Source organism: Acinetobacter higginsii (genome assembly GCF_000369845.1).
GTDB lineage: Bacteria > Pseudomonadota > Gammaproteobacteria > Pseudomonadales > Moraxellaceae > Acinetobacter > Acinetobacter higginsii.
Genome location: NZ_KB850222.1, coordinates 48,377 through 62,723, shown reverse-complemented (window position 1 = coordinate 62,723; position 14,347 = coordinate 48,377). Strand labels below are relative to the sequence as shown.

General features: G+C 40.9%; 13 protein-coding genes. 8 read left to right on the top strand and 5 right to left on the bottom strand.

The window, feature by feature from the left end; genetic code table 11:
* The first annotated feature begins 54 nt into the window (after window positions 1-54).
* From minD to F885_RS05050, 4 genes are all read left to right on the top strand, one after another.
* On the top strand, window positions 55-867 hold the full coding sequence (minD, locus tag F885_RS05035; protein ID WP_005321435.1) for a septum site-determining protein MinD: 813 nt from the start codon (window positions 55-57) through the stop codon (window positions 865-867).
* Between the two features lie 2 nt (window positions 868-869).
* Entirely contained in the window at window positions 870-1,142 is a 273-nt protein-coding gene (gene minE, locus F885_RS05040) for a cell division topological specificity factor MinE (RefSeq protein WP_004655180.1), read from the top strand.
* A 123-nt stretch (window positions 1,143-1,265) separates the two neighbouring features.
* Complete coding sequence (locus F885_RS05045; protein WP_005150979.1) at window positions 1,266-1,553, top strand: PA4642 family protein; 288 nt, start codon at window positions 1,266-1,268, stop codon at window positions 1,551-1,553.
* Window positions 1,554-1,707: 154 nt separating this feature from the next.
* A complete protein-coding gene (locus F885_RS05050) occupies window positions 1,708-2,244 on the top strand; it encodes a hypothetical protein (RefSeq protein ID WP_005321433.1) in 537 nt (178 codons plus the stop codon).
* An 88-nt stretch (window positions 2,245-2,332) separates the two neighbouring features.
* Here F885_RS05050 and F885_RS05055 read toward each other — a convergent pair whose 3' ends face one another.
* Complete coding sequence (locus F885_RS05055; protein ID WP_005321430.1) at window positions 2,333-5,419, bottom strand: DNA translocase FtsK; 3,087 nt, start codon at window positions 5,417-5,419, stop codon at window positions 2,333-2,335.
* 252 nt (window positions 5,420-5,671) lie between these two features.
* Between F885_RS05055 and trxB the strand changes: the two genes are divergently transcribed.
* The 4 genes from trxB to F885_RS05075 all read left to right on the top strand — a co-directional run bounded on the left by trxB (window position 5,672) and on the right by F885_RS05075 (window position 9,957).
* Window positions 5,672-6,622: a thioredoxin-disulfide reductase gene (trxB, locus tag F885_RS05060; protein WP_004805153.1), complete on the top strand. Its 951-nt coding sequence runs from the start codon at window positions 5,672-5,674 to the stop codon at window positions 6,620-6,622.
* Between the two features lie 116 nt (window positions 6,623-6,738).
* Window positions 6,739-8,295: a methyltransferase regulatory domain-containing protein gene (locus F885_RS05065; RefSeq protein WP_005321429.1), complete on the top strand. Its 1,557-nt coding sequence runs from the start codon at window positions 6,739-6,741 to the stop codon at window positions 8,293-8,295.
* Between the two features lie 86 nt (window positions 8,296-8,381).
* Complete coding sequence (gene aat, locus F885_RS05070) at window positions 8,382-9,113, top strand: leucyl/phenylalanyl-tRNA--protein transferase (RefSeq protein ID WP_005321428.1); 732 nt, start codon at window positions 8,382-8,384, stop codon at window positions 9,111-9,113.
* Window positions 9,114-9,141: 28 nt separating this feature from the next.
* Entirely contained in the window at window positions 9,142-9,957 is an 816-nt protein-coding gene (locus F885_RS05075) for an arginyltransferase (protein ID WP_004805148.1), read from the top strand.
* Window positions 9,958-10,291: 334 nt separating this feature from the next.
* Here the strand turns inward: F885_RS05075 and rimI are convergent, their stop codons facing one another.
* From rimI to tuf, 4 genes are all read right to left on the bottom strand, one after another.
* The gene (gene rimI / locus F885_RS05080; RefSeq protein WP_201772402.1) at window positions 10,292-10,750 is read right to left on the bottom strand and encodes a ribosomal protein S18-alanine N-acetyltransferase; all 459 of its coding nucleotides are present in this window, start codon (window positions 10,748-10,750) and stop codon (window positions 10,292-10,294) included.
* A 93-nt stretch (window positions 10,751-10,843) separates the two neighbouring features.
* Window positions 10,844-11,728 carry a metal-dependent hydrolase gene (locus F885_RS05085; protein WP_005321426.1) on the bottom strand — a complete coding sequence of 295 codons (885 nt, stop codon included), beginning with the start codon at window positions 11,726-11,728 and terminating at the stop codon, window positions 10,844-10,846.
* Between the two features lie 223 nt (window positions 11,729-11,951).
* Window positions 11,952-12,833, bottom strand: a complete 882-nt coding sequence (locus F885_RS05090) for a metal-dependent hydrolase (protein ID WP_005210941.1) — start codon at window positions 12,831-12,833, stop codon at window positions 11,952-11,954.
* A gap of 309 nt (window positions 12,834-13,142) precedes the next feature.
* The gene (gene tuf / locus F885_RS05095) at window positions 13,143-14,333 is read right to left on the bottom strand and encodes an elongation factor Tu (RefSeq protein WP_004802222.1); all 1,191 of its coding nucleotides are present in this window, start codon (window positions 14,331-14,333) and stop codon (window positions 13,143-13,145) included.
* Between the last annotated feature and the right edge of the window lie 14 nt (window positions 14,334-14,347).

The window sequence follows — 14,347 nt, the reverse complement described above, 5'->3', positions numbered from 1 at the left end:
AAGCACCAAATAAGCCCTTTTAGGGGCGTATGACCATAAATAGGAGTGGATTCGGTGGCCAAAATTGTTGTCGTAACGTCAGGCAAAGGTGGTGTAGGTAAAACTACAACAAGCGCATCTTTTGCAACAGGTTTAGCCCTACGTGGTCATAAAACTGTTGTGATTGATTTCGATGTAGGTTTACGTAATCTAGATTTGATCATGGGCTGCGAACGCCGCGTAGTTTATGATTTCGTTAATGTTATTAATAATGAAGCACGTTTACAGCAAGCGCTGATCCGTGATAAAGAGATTGAAAACTTATACATTCTCCCTGCATCACAAACCCGTGATAAAGATGCCTTGAGCGATGAAGGTGTTGCACGTGTGATTGATGAACTTTCTCAAGAGTTTGATTACATTATCTGCGACTCTCCTGCAGGTATTGAACGTGGTGCGATTTTAGCAATGTATCATGCGGATGAAGCCATCATTGTAACTAACCCTGAAATTTCATCCGTACGTGACTCAGATCGTATTATTGGTATGCTGGACAGCAAGACCAAAAAAGTTGAACAAAACGAAGGTCGTATCCGTAAGCATCTATGTATCACACGCTTCAACCCTGAACGTGCTGATCGTCAAGAAATGCTTACGATTGACGATATTTCTAAAGATATTTTACGAGTACCGACATTGGGCGTCATTCCTGAGTGTCCAAGCGTGCTTCAAGCATCAAACGAAGGTAAGCCAGTGATTCTGTATGCAGAAGAAAAAGCGGGTCAAGCCTATGATGATTTAGTGGCTCGCTTCCTTGGTGAAGACCGTCCTTATCGACACATTGCAGTACAGCCAAAAGGTTGGTTAGCTAGACTATTTGGAGCGTAATTATGGCAGGATTCTGGAGTAAACTTTTTAGCAGTGATGAAAAACCATCAAGTGCACAAACTGCCAAAGATCGTTTAAAGGTGATTGTTGCCTCTGAACAAGGTTTAGGTCGTCGCCTAGGCCAAGACAAAATCGACCAAATGAAAAAAGAAATCATGCAGGTGGTGAGTCGTTATGTTCGTGGTGTGGATGAACAGCATATTCAAATGCAGGTTCGTTCAGAAGCAAATATCGAAATGTTAGAAATGAATATCAATTTACCTGAAGATCGATAGCAGTTTTTTCATTAGCGATTTTTCGCAAATAAAGGCAAAATACGCGGGTGGATTTGGAAAGCATGGCTTTCCCCCACTTCAAGGATTTTGCCTTTATTATTTTATAAGACTGAGGAGATTGTCATGGCATTATCACAGCCAGCAACTTTCAATGAAGAATGGTCAGATGAGCGTGTGTTTGCCTACCTTAACCAACTTCCTCCAACTGGCGTAAATGCTGACTTTCATGTGCTTTATCATGCATTCAAACATATGCGTCCAAATGACTATGAGCGCTTGATTACCCAGTTTTTGGCAGATGGTCGTGACTTGAATGCAACCAACCCTGAAGGTCAGCGCATTCATGATGTCATTGCTCAATTTCCACGTCAAAAAGATGGTTTCTTAGAAGTTTTAGCAAAATTTGCTTAATTGCTTCTTCAATAAAGCCTCACAATTGATCTGTACTCGTTGCGAGCAGTCATTAAGTTGTGTGGCTTTATTAAAAATAATATATAAGCAACTGTAATTAAATAAACCTAAATAAAATCAGTTTCATCTTATTCAGCTATTTTCTCAAAAGACAATGACAAACACGAACAATCATTTAATTGAATCGCCTCCAATAAAACACCATCTTGCTGATCTGAGAATTATCAGCATAAAGCGATTTATCATCTTATCAATCACGTCTTTTGGCTTATATCCAATCTGGTGGATGTTTAAAGCATGGCGATTCTTCGCAATCAAAGATAATTTAAATATTATGCCTGCCTTGCGTGCCATTCTTTCAATCTTCTTCTTATATTCGCTGTTTAACACGATTCAGAACTATGCCCAAGAAAATGGCTATACGCGGTCATTCTCATCAACATGGATGTTCATTGGCTATCTCATTGTGGCATTTGCCTACTATCTGCCTGATCCTTATTGGTTGATTAGCCTATTCAATTTCATTTTCTTGATCCCTGCTTTTGTCGCATTGAATTACGCCAAACTATACTCTGATCAAGTGAAGAGTATCGTCCAAGAAAAGTTGAGTAATACGCATTTGTTTATCATCATTCTTGGTTCAATATGGTGGTTATTAGGATTGGTAGGACTAATTATGGGATCAGCTTAAACAGCATGTGTTCCCATTTATTGTTCAAACTCAAAGGTAGCGCAATAAAAAAGCCTCTATCAATAGAGGCTTTTTTTAGCAGATAATTTTAAACCAGAATATCTCGCTTACCATTGGCGCCCATTGAGCTGACAATGCCATTCTCTTCCATTTGGTCGATAATGCGTGCCGCACGGTTATAGCCCAAGCTAAATTTACGTTGTAGCGATGAAGTCGAAGCCTTGCGTGTTTCAAGCACAAAGGAAACGCATTGATCATACAGCGCATCACGACTTGGATCGCCATCCCCATCTTCAAAACCACGTGAGCTTGGCTCTTCATCAAATGGTGTCAGGATTTCATCAACATAATCCGGCTCACCACGTTCACGCCAAGCATCACAAATACGGTTCACTTCATCATCGCTAATAAAGGCACCATGCACACGCTCAGGCTCGATTTTACCAGGCCCTAGGAACAACATATCACCATGGCCGAGCAAGTCTTCTGCACCACCTGCATCGAGAATGGTACGTGAGTCAATTTTACTGTTTACACGTAATGCAACACGGGTTGGAATATTGGCTTTAATCAAACCTGTAATCACATCCACCGACGGACGCTGGGTTGCAAGTAACAGATGGATACCCGCAGCACGCGATTTTTGTGCCAAGCGAGTAATCATTTCTTCCGCTTTTTTACCCACCTGCATGATCATGTCAGCAAACTCATCCGCAACAATCACAATCGACGGTAACGGTGTCAAACGCGGTGCACGCTCACCGACCACCGAATCACTGGCTTTCCATGTTGGATCAATGAGATCTTCACCATTGGCAATCGCCTCTTCGACCTTACGGTTATAGTCGCTCAACTTACGAATTTTCAAGAAGGACATCAATTTATAACGGCGTTCCATCTCATTGACACACCAGTTTAAAGCACTGACCGCATCTTTCATGTCAGTGACCACAGGCGTTAATAAGTGTGGAATATCGTTATAGTTAGCCAATTCGAGCTGTTTTGGATCGATCAGAATCAAACGTAACTGGTCGGGCGTATATTTCAGTAACATCGAAAGAATCATCGAGTTCACGGCAACCGACTTACCCGAACCTGTGGTCCCCGCAACCAGCATATGTGGTGCTTTACCGAGGTCAGTAATGACAGGATTACCTGAAATGTCCTTACCCATCGCCATAGACAGCAAACCCGCAGGGTCTTCAAAAGCTGGCGTTTTCAATAACTCAATCAACCGTACCATTTCACGGCTACTATTCGGCACTTCAATTCCGATATATGGTTTTCCTGCAATCACTTCAACCACACGAACCGAAGCCATCGACATTGAACGTGCCAGATCACGTGAAATATTGGTCACTTTAGAGGCTTTTACACCCGGTGCAAGATCGAGTTCAAAGCGTGTTACGACTGGCCCCGGCTGGGCTTCGACCACCTGAGCCTTCACATTAAACTCTTGTAGTTTGATCTCTAACAGCTCAGAAAGACGTGCTAATTGCTCAGCGGTAAAATTGACCTTTTTGTTTGGATCAACTTCATCCAGCAATTCCAGACCCGGTAAAGTCGGTAGATCACGGCGTTTTTGCGCGACTTGCATGGCGCGTGACATCGGACGACCAAATGCATCCGTTAACGGCGCATCCAGATCAAAATCTTCTTCGATATCTAAATCCGCATCTGGATCTGCTTTACCTGCCGTTTCCTGCCATGCTTCGATAAAAGCTTCTTTAGACAGTGTTTCTTTCGGCGCCGTTGAAACCTCAATCGGTGCTTTTACAAAAGCAGAGGATTGCGCATAACTGGTTGTTCGTGGTGAAGCCTGTTCACGCTCTTCTTCGACCAGAAGATCACTAAAATCATCTGCTTGCTGCTCAGCTATGCGATGAACATCCTCTTGGATAGGATGTATTGCATTTTGAATCGGTGCAGTCTCTGGCTGTACAGCTGCTGGTCTTGCAGATTCATTAATCAATGCTTCAATATCTGCCTCAAATTCGACCTCAGCAACCTGAGGGGCCGAATGCGCCGGAGGCTCTTGCGTAAATGGAGTATGTAAATCTGTCGCTGTCTTACTGTTTGGAACAGCAGCCAACAATTCATCGAAAATTTGATCATCATTCCAATCTAGATTGCTGTGACTGGATGTCTGCGTTGCGGTTGCTACATGTGCCGTAGATGCATACTGTGCTGGGGCATGAGGAGTGTCATCCGCTGCTCTTAACAATGCATCAATTTCTTGCTTATGGCTCGCATCATCGCGCTGTAAAGCACGCCATACTTCACCTGTTTGAACCAAACGTTGGCTTTCAGTTTCAAACTGATGGGCACGTTGTAAAGTCTGTTCAAAATCTTCAATCTGCTCAGTTTGTACTGGCTGACTACCTTGTTGCTGTTCTTTTGCAAGCACATCAGCAAACAATTTTTCAGCCATCAACTGATGATGTGAATCATCAATTTTAATCAGTTTTGCTTGAACTTGATTCGCTTTAGCTTCACTCGTATCTGCTACAAGATCAGACTCAGTTTGTACTTTATTCTTAATTGCAGGTGTATCGGCAGCGGCTAATTGCTCAGTCAGATCATATGCAGATTCATTCTGGGGCACATTTTTATAAAATAAATCTTGTAAATAAGCAGGCGTATTTTTCAATGTAGCCCACGTCTTGTTCCACTGAATGCCAAAGGCTAAAGTCAGTAATAAGATACTAAAAGCCAATAAGAATAAAGTTGCGCCATAGATGGTCAATAATTGGGATAAACTCTGCCCCAACTCATAACCAATGATACCACCCGCTGCATTGTCCAAGGTGTCTGCTGGTGTATTCCAATGCAGATACAACAAACTAGAAATGGACAGGATCAAGAAAAACTGTGCAGCATAACGAAATGGGCGGTTTAAAAAGCTTCTTGGCCACCAGACTTGAATGGCTTCAATAAACAAGAACAGTGGAATCAGCAAACTTGCCCATCCCAAGAAACCAAACAGTAAATCTGCGATCCAAGCGCCTGCTACACCGCTGGCGTTTGAAACCTGCTGGGTATCACTGGAAATATGCATCCAGCCCGGATCAAATGGTGTATAGGTTACTGTGGCAAGAAATAAATAAATGCCAAAAGAAATCAAAAATAATGTCATTAAAAAGCGTTGTGCATAAACACTTGACACCGCAGTCATATACAGTCCTGTAACCCAATTCGTTATTTGTTAGTATCTTTCAAGGCCTAAAATGCCTTAATCAATAAGTTTTATATTATGCACTCGTTCTTACAAAAAAGATGCACGATTGTTTACTGTTGTTGTTAACATCCTGCTCGGATATAGCTCAATTCGATTGAGTTAATCAATATTATCCCGATGGATTTAAACCACTCCGCTCTGGATTCACGTATAATTTTAGCAGTTTTGATATAAAAAGGATGTTCTTTAATGAGCGCTCGTCACTCACGGTTAATTATTTTGGGTTCTGGTCCTGCAGGCTATAGCGCAGCAGTCTATGCTGCACGTGCTAACCTCAAGCCAACACTGATTGCGGGTTTGCAACTCGGTGGTCAATTAACAACGACCACTGAAGTTGACAACTGGCCAGGTGACCCAGAAGGATTAACTGGTCCTGTGCTTATGGAACGTATGCAAGCTCATGCAGAACGTTTCGGTACAGAAATTGTCTACGATCATATCAATGAAGTAGATCTTAAAACTCGTCCATTCGTACTCAAAGGCGATATGGAAGAGTACACGTGTGATGCGTTGATTATTGCAACAGGTGCAACTGCACAATACCTAGGTCTTGAATCTGAAGCTGCGTTTATGGGCCAAGGTGTAAGCGCATGTGCAACCTGTGATGGTTTCTTCTATAAGAACCAAAATGTCATGGTTGTTGGTGGTGGTAACACAGCAGTCGAAGAAGCACTTTATCTTTCTAATATTGCAGCGCATGTCACCCTTGTTCACCGTCGTGACAGCTTACGTTCTGAAAAGATTTTACAAGACCATCTTTTTGCCAAAGAAAAAGAAGGCAAAATCAGTATTATCTGGAACCATCAAGTGGATGAAGTATTGGGTGACAAAACAGGCGTAACGGCTGTTCGTATTCAATCAACCCAAGATTCAAGCACGCAAGATGTGCAAGTTCAAGGCTTGTTTGTTGCGATCGGACATAAACCGAATACAGGCATGTTTGATGGCCAGTTAAATCTGCGTGATGGCTATATCCAAGTGCATAGCGGCACTGCGGGTAATGCAACTGCTGCCTCTATTGAAGGCGTATTTGCTGCAGGTGATGTGGCAGATAGTATCTATCGCCAAGCGATTACTTCAGCAGGCTCAGGCTGTATGGCAGCATTAGATGCAGAGAAATATCTCGATAATCTAAACTAATTAGGCCAATATTGAAAAACCACCAATCTTTGGTGGTTTTTTTTTGCGAGTATCCATACAATCGAAAAATTGACGGCTTTTTAAACATATCAACAATCAGTCTATAGGATATATCAATGACAACGACCTGGACGAATGGCTACCAAACTGAAGTAAATTATACCTACGGTTATTATCGAGACCTCAGCCCGAATTTCCAAAAGTTTTGCTTACTTTTAAATGGCATCGATAGTCCAGATTTTCAGGAAAATCATAATCATTGTGAACTTGGCTTTGGTCAAGGTGTCAGTATTAATATTCACGCAACCTGTAATGAAGCTGCATTCTACGGTACAGATTTCAATCCAGCACATGCAGCACATGCCAATCAACTGGCTGAGCAGAGCAAAACCGAACATTACTTCTATGATGATAGTTTTGAAGAGTTGCTTAATCGTTCTGATCTTCCGATGTTTGATTCGATCAGCCTACACGGGATTTGGAGCTGGATCAGCTATGAAAATCAGCACATTATTCTCAAATTTATTCGTAAATTCTTAAAACCCAACGGTATTGTCTATATCAGCTATAACTGCGTTACTGGTTGGGCAGCGAATATGCCAATTCGCGAGTTATTTCATAGCCATTTTAAGTTTAATAGCAAAAGTACCAATCCTCTGCAAAAGGTCAATGAAGCCCTCACCTTCAGTGAAGACTTACTTAAGCAAAATCCAATTTTTGCCCAACGCAATCCCAATGCCGTACAAAAAGTCGCTGATTTAAAACAGCAAAATCCAAACTACTTGATTCATGAATATCTCAATCAAGATTGGCAATGTTTTTCCTTCCAGCAAATTGTGCGTATTCTGGATGAAATCAAACTGTCCTATGCAGGTTCAACCGATTTAAATACACACCTCGATAACATCAATTTTTCAGAACAGCACCAAGCTTTTTTGAATGCCATTGAGCACCCTATTTTTAAAGAACAATGCCGCGACTATTTTGCTAACACGCAATTTAGACGAGACTTGTTTATTCGAGGTAAAAATAACTTAACCCCATTACAGGCACAAGAACGGCTGCGCAACACGGCCTTTGTGTTACTGACAGCCAAGGAACAGCTACCAACCAGTATCAGTGGGTTATTAGGCACCTTTAATTTAATTGAAGAAATTTATCTGCCCATTGGCGATAAATTTGCAAAGGAAAACTATCAACCACTGACCATTTTTGAACTGGAACAAAGTTTGCCAGATCTCAACTATGCAAAAATTCTCAATGCTTTAGTCATTCTATCTCACCTCGGTTTAGCTCAACCGTGTCAAAACTTAGACCCGAAGCAACAAACTTTAGAGCAATCCCAACGTTTAAATCACTACTTATTAAAGCAAGCGAGTTTTCATCAAAACTATAATGTCCTGATTAGCCCAATTACAGGAATCGGTATTCCAACTGAGCATTTCCATCAACTGTTCTATCGTGCACATTTCATTGATGGTTTAGCATCAGCAAGTGAATTTGCGCAATATGTACAGGATGCAATCAGCCAACTCAATTGGTTAGTCTTGGACAGCGAAGGTAAAACCGTATCAGACAAAGCAAAGAGTCTTGAAATTATTCAAACTAAAGCGCAACTTTTCCTCGACAGTAAAAAATTAGAAATTGCTAAACATTTACGTTTGTTTGATTAATCTCGTATAGGGAATGGCTCTGCCAATGATTGCCATTCCCTATAACTTCAGTTAGCTTAGAATTAATCTTATTAATTTTTTATGCTATGCAACAACTCCCACCCTCGCAATATATTTTCCCGAATCCAATCGAAGCTGATCCTGAAGGACAAGGATTTATTTGTATTGGTGCAGACCTATCCCCTTCTACTTTATTTGAAGCCTACACACACGGGCTGTTCCCTTGGTTCAATGAAGACGAGCCAATTTGCTGGTGGAGTCCTGAACCGCGATGCATTATCGAGCCACATGCCTACAAACCAAGTAAATCTTTAATTCGAAATATGAAAAAGCATGATTATCGAATTACCATTAACCATGCTTTTGAAGAGGTGATTCGTTCTTGTTCATTGCCGCGGAGCTATGCCAATGAAACCTGGATTAGTGAAGATATCATTTCAGGCTATTGCGCCTTATTCCAAGCAGGATATGCGTACAGTGTTGAAGTCTGGCAGCAGGATAACTTGGTTGGCGGACTCTATGGTGTCAGTATCGGTAAAGGCTGTTTTGGAGAATCCATGTTTAGTACTGAAACAGATGTTTCTAAAATGGCTTTCTATACTTTAATGCTGATTGGACAAGAAAATCAGTTGCCATGGATTGATTGCCAATTGGTCAATGATCACCTTTTAAGCCTCGGTGCGAGTACACTTTCTCGCCAAGCCTACCTTAAATCGTTACAAGATGTAATTATTGCCCCCTCTATCAATTGGAAAAGTTATCAAGAACGTGTATTTTCAAGTAAAACAATAGCAGTTTTTGCAAAATTAGACGGTTAACGGATTAACACCTTGGAGGGACAGATTAATGAAATCATATCAACCCAAGTCCCTTTTAAATGACTTACAGTACTATATTACGCCACCGCACGACTGCAGTTATCTTGATAACAAATCAGCCCGAATGGTGTTCCTAGATCCAATTCACCGTATCGATGTGGTGACGTTGTCAGAACTTTCTCGTGTTGGTTTTCGTCGTAGTGGTGATTTTGTCTATCGCCCTGAATGTCACTTATGTCGCCAATGCTTATCTTGCCGTGTTCCCGTTCAAGAATTTAAAATGAACAGCAGCCAAAAAAAGGCATGGAAACGCAATCAAGATTTGCAAATGAGTATTTTGCCGACCTCGCAAGCCACTCAACAACACTACGACTTATATGAACGTTATATCAATGAACGTCACTCAGATGGTGATATGTACCCTGCCAGTCTAGATCAGTTTGAAAAATTTCTGGTACATAGCTGCACAGAAAGTTTCTTTATTGAACTTTGGAAAGACCAAAAACTGATTGGTGTTTCAACCTGTGATTTGATGGACGATGGGCTGTCAGCAGTCTATACCTTCTTTGATCCAGATGAACAACGCCGTTCTTTAGGTGTGTTTGCGATCCTTAAACAAATCGAATATGTACGCACACTCAACCTAGACTATTTATACCTAGGCTACTGGGTGCCACATTCACCCAAAATGAATTATAAATCGCAATATACGCCACTCGAATTATTGCTTGATGGGCAATGGCGTCGACTTAATCGTCCACTCTCTGAAAATGAAATCCATCAACTTGGAAATTCATTGATGAGTACGCTGCCTTCTGAGTGGAATAATTTAATTATTAAATAATTTAAATTTGATAATTTTTTCGACTATTTGATACACGCAAGTGTCATTCACAACCTGAGCAAGTTAAAGCGATTATAGCTTTAGCGCAGCGCAAGACAAACGAAGTGCGTAGTTTATACTAAGCAAAGTTTTTCGCCTTGCGGTGAACTTTGATCAAGTAGTGCAAGAAAGATGGTTTGCCCTTGCGGAGCTTTCGCTCCTCATACCGAAACAAAAGTAGGGCGAACCGCAGGTTTATCATGAAATTGGATAATTAACCTGAATGACTCCGTTACAACAAATACTTTTTAATATTTTAGAATATATGTCTGAGTCAAACTTAAATTGCATAAATTTATTGAAATAACGCTGCAAAATCATCAGTGCATGTTTTGACCATAATCACGGCATGCTCTCTTGAACCATCGGGGTTTGGATAATAATTTTTACGTAAGTCAATTTGATGAAAACCTGTTTTTTCATACAAACGAATCGCAGCTGCATTACTTTCACGAACTTCTAAAAAAATCTGAATTGGATTGTTTTTTAATTGCTGGATTGAGCTTTCTAATAATTCATAACCCAGTCCTTTACCCTGTTGGCTTGGGTGAATCGCCATCAACAATAAATTTGCTTCATCCAAAACGGGCTGCAGAATACAGAATCCCACCACTTGATTGGCTTGTTCATACACCGTACATTGATACGAGGCGAAAGACTCCTGAAACTGCTGCTTTGACCAGGGATGGGTTTGCACCAATCGCTCAATCCCCGCCACACTTTCTAAGTCATTTTCTTGCATCAATCGAATCACGATCTATCACTCTATAAAATACTGGTGCAGATTATCAGCAATTTAAAGCAAAATTTGAATAAAAAAATGGGCAGTTTTGACTGCCCATTGAAGTTAACTTAGATTAAAACCCAATTCAGCACGCCATTTATTCAAAAGTGCTGTGGTATCTTCATCATTCGGATGAAATTTCGGTCTTAAAAAATCTAACAAGGTCGGGATTTGGCGGGTCATAAAACCTTTATAGCCATACATAAATTTGATCATGTATTTGGTATCACGCCATGTCAATTTGCCATCTGTTTGTAGAAGCTTGGCGGTAAAATAAGATTGGGTAATAAAGATGAGCCCCATTGCAATAACTAAGGCCAATGAACGCATAAAATACGCTTTAGGGCCTTGACCATACATCGCTTCATAGACATCAAAAGCAACCGCTTTATGCTCGTTTTCTTCAACTGCATGCCACATCCATAAATGGTACATGGTTTGATCCATAAACATCGCTTGAATGTCTGGATTACTTAATAGTTCTTCTGCAATGGTTGAAGTAAAGTGCTCCAAGGCACAGGTTCCCGTCAAACCAATCATTTCTTTGGTGAAACCGAAAGGTTTTAAGAGTTTTGCTGTCATTCCAATGGTACGGTTGATTAAACGACCTGTTTGCCCTTCCATTTTACGAACATCGTAACCATAGGCCTCCGCTGAAGCATTGAAGGCCAAATGTTCTTTAGAATGCATCGCTTCTTGACCAATAAAAGCACTGATTTCTTTCTGCAATCGCTGATCCGCCAATTTAGGGTCATTACGTACTGCACGGGTGCTATTCACAAAGAATTGTTCACCTTCAGGAAATAGTGCCGAAAGCGCAGTCATAAAATGTGTGAGTGCAGCGTCACCATTGGCCCAATAACGTGGAACCTCACCAAATTCAAAATCCATTCGGCGTACGGGAAAACTGGCGCCAGCACGGTTTGAAATATTAACTTTAGCATTCATACCCTGTTCTCCTATCCGATGAATATTTTTCATTGATCGTATTCCATACTTTATTTATACGCTCTTTTCAGTGCATGAAATAAGTGCAGATAAGGTCAGAAAAGCATCATCTTAGGACATGTCAGCTTGCTCAAAATTCTGTATGAAATGAAAGATTAAAATAAAAAAAGGGACAATACTTATTGTCCCTTTTCAGGAATTACGAGGCTAAAATAAACAGCGTTTACAGACCTAATTTTGCCTTCCAATCTTGCAATAATTGTACGGTATCTAAATCATTTGGATGGAAACCAGGCTTGAAGTAGGCCAACATTTCACCCGCCATTCCAGAGATAATTCCTTTCGACGGACTATAGGCATATTGATAAATCATACCCAATTCTTTCAGATTTAATTTTCCATCATCTTTCAATAATTTCAATACAAATGAAGATTGGGTCAAGAAAATTGCAACCATCGAAACAACCAGTGCAGTATTACGCAATGCATAGGCCTTTACGCCGCGACCAAAAATTTCTTCATACACATCATACGCAACTGCTTTATGTTCATTTTCTTCTACCGCATGCCATAACCACATGTATTCCATGGTCTTGTCTTGCATTAATTCTTGAATATGCGGATTACGCAATAATTCTGACGCAATGGTTGCAGTAAAATGTTCGAGTGCTGTAGTGGCGGTCAAATCCACCATTTCTTGCGTCATGCCAAATGGCTTAACCAATTTAGCAAATAATTTACGGCCTGTTTGAATCACGACGCCTGTTCTTCGTTCAAGTGTTTCGACATCATGACCATACTTCTGAGCTGAAGCATTAAAGTTGACATGCTCTTGCGTGTGCATGGCCTCTTGACCAATAAAAGCACTGATTTCTTTTTGCAGCTTTTCGTTGTCTTTAATGGCTGGGTGATAACGTACAGCACGTACGGAGTCGATAAAGAGTTTTTCACCATCTGGAAATAGTGCAGATAAGCCTGTCATAAAATGAGTTAATCCAGCAGAACCACTGACCCAATATTCAGGAACTTCATTAAAATCAAAATTCATACGACGTACTGGGAAACTTGCACCTGCACGATTCGAAACATTTACTTTAGCATTCATGCTGCTTTCTCCTTTTCAGTGGAATATCTCCACTGAGCACTTTTGTTCATTTTCTTGAGTTTTATATTACGGTTTTATACGAATCAATTAAGTGCAGTTTGGGACAGCGTAGTATCAGTTTAGGACATGAGGAGGAAATTTTAATTAAGTATTAAAATTTCCGACGCAAGAGAAAAAAGAAAACCAGTGAAACTACTTTTCTGACGTAAAGGAAAAATTTAATTGAATATTGGATTTTAGATATAAGAAAAGAAAACCACAGACATAAAAAAACACCCCAGAGGGGTGTTTTTTTATCACTCTAAGCGATTATGCAGTTACTTTAGCAACAACACCAGCGCCTACAGTACGACCACCTTCACGGATCGCAAAACGTAGACCTGGGTCCATTGCGATCGGGTGGATTAATTCTACTGACATCTCAACGTTGTCACCAGGCATTACCATTTCTACGCCATCTTGCAATTTGATCGCGCCAGTTACGTCAGTTGTACGGAAGTAGAACTGTGGACGGTAACCGTTAAGGAATGGAGTATGACGACCACCTTCTTCTTTAGAAAGTACGTATACTTCTGCATCGAATTTAGTGTGCGGCTTGATTGTACCTGGTTTAGCAAGTACTTGACCACGTTGTACGTCTTCACGCTTAGTACCACGTAGAAGAACACCACAGTTCTCGCCTGCACGACCTTCGTCAAGCAATTTACGGAACATTTCTACGCCAGTTACAGTTGTCTTAACCGTATCTTTGATACCTACGATTTCAACTTCTTCACCAACTTTTACGATACCAGCTTCTACACGACCAGTTACTACTGTACCACGGCCTGAGATAGAGAATACGTCTTCGATTGGCATCAAGAATGCTTTATCGATAGCACGTTCTGGCTCTGGAATGTAAGAGTCAAGTGCAGCAACTAAGTCGATTACAGCTTTCTCGCCATAAGGACCGTCGTTACCGTTTAATGCTTGAAGAGCTGAACCACGGATGATTGGAGTGTCATCACCTGGGAAGTCATAAGTAGAAAGAAGTTCACGAACTTCCATTTCTACTAATTCAAGTAATTCTTCATCATCAACAAGGTCACACTTGTTCAAGAATACGATGATGTAAGGTACACCAACCTGACGTGAAAGAAGGATGTGTTCACGAGTTTGTGGCATTGGACCATCAGTCGCAGCACATACAAGGATCGCGCCGTCCATCTGAGCAGCACCAGTAATCATGTTTTTAACATAATCGGCGTGGCCCGGGCAGTCTACGTGAGCGTAGTGACGGATTGGAGAATCGTATTCTACGTGTGAAGTATTAATTGTAATACCACGTGCTTTTTCTTCAGGAGCTGAGTCGATTTGTGAGTAATCTTTCGCTTCACCGCCGTAAGTTTTTGCACAAATAGTTGCAATCGCAGCAGTTAAAGTTGTTTTACCATGGTCAACGTGACCAATTGTACCCACGTTTACGTGTGGTTTATTACGTTCAAACTTGGCTTTAGCCATGATGATCTTCCTTT

Bases quoted from the DNA above. Each gene is read 5' to 3' on its own strand.
- F885_RS05050 (WP_005321433.1), top strand. From the start codon at position 1,708: ATGACAAACACGAACAATCATTTAATTGAATCGCCTCCAATAAAACAC.
- F885_RS05075 (WP_004805148.1), top strand. From the start codon at position 9,142: ATGAAATCATATCAACCCAAGTCCCTTTTAAATGACTTACAGTACTAT.
- tuf (WP_004802222.1), bottom strand. From the start codon at position 14,333: ATGGCTAAAGCCAAGTTTGAACGTAATAAACCACACGTAAACGTGGGT.
- F885_RS05090 (WP_005210941.1), bottom strand. From the start codon at position 12,833: ATGAATGCTAAAGTAAATGTTTCGAATCGTGCAGGTGCAAGTTTCCCA.
- F885_RS05065 (WP_005321429.1), top strand. From the start codon at position 6,739: ATGACAACGACCTGGACGAATGGCTACCAAACTGAAGTAAATTATACC.
- aat (WP_005321428.1), top strand. From the start codon at position 8,382: ATGCAACAACTCCCACCCTCGCAATATATTTTCCCGAATCCAATCGAA.
- F885_RS05045 (WP_005150979.1), top strand. From the start codon at position 1,266: ATGGCATTATCACAGCCAGCAACTTTCAATGAAGAATGGTCAGATGAG.
- minE (WP_004655180.1), top strand. From the start codon at position 870: ATGGCAGGATTCTGGAGTAAACTTTTTAGCAGTGATGAAAAACCATCA.
- trxB (WP_004805153.1), top strand. From the start codon at position 5,672: ATGAGCGCTCGTCACTCACGGTTAATTATTTTGGGTTCTGGTCCTGCA.
- F885_RS05055 (WP_005321430.1), bottom strand. From the start codon at position 5,419: ATGACTGCGGTGTCAAGTGTTTATGCACAACGCTTTTTAATGACATTA.
- F885_RS05085 (WP_005321426.1), bottom strand. From the start codon at position 11,728: ATGAATGCTAAAGTTAATATTTCAAACCGTGCTGGCGCCAGTTTTCCC.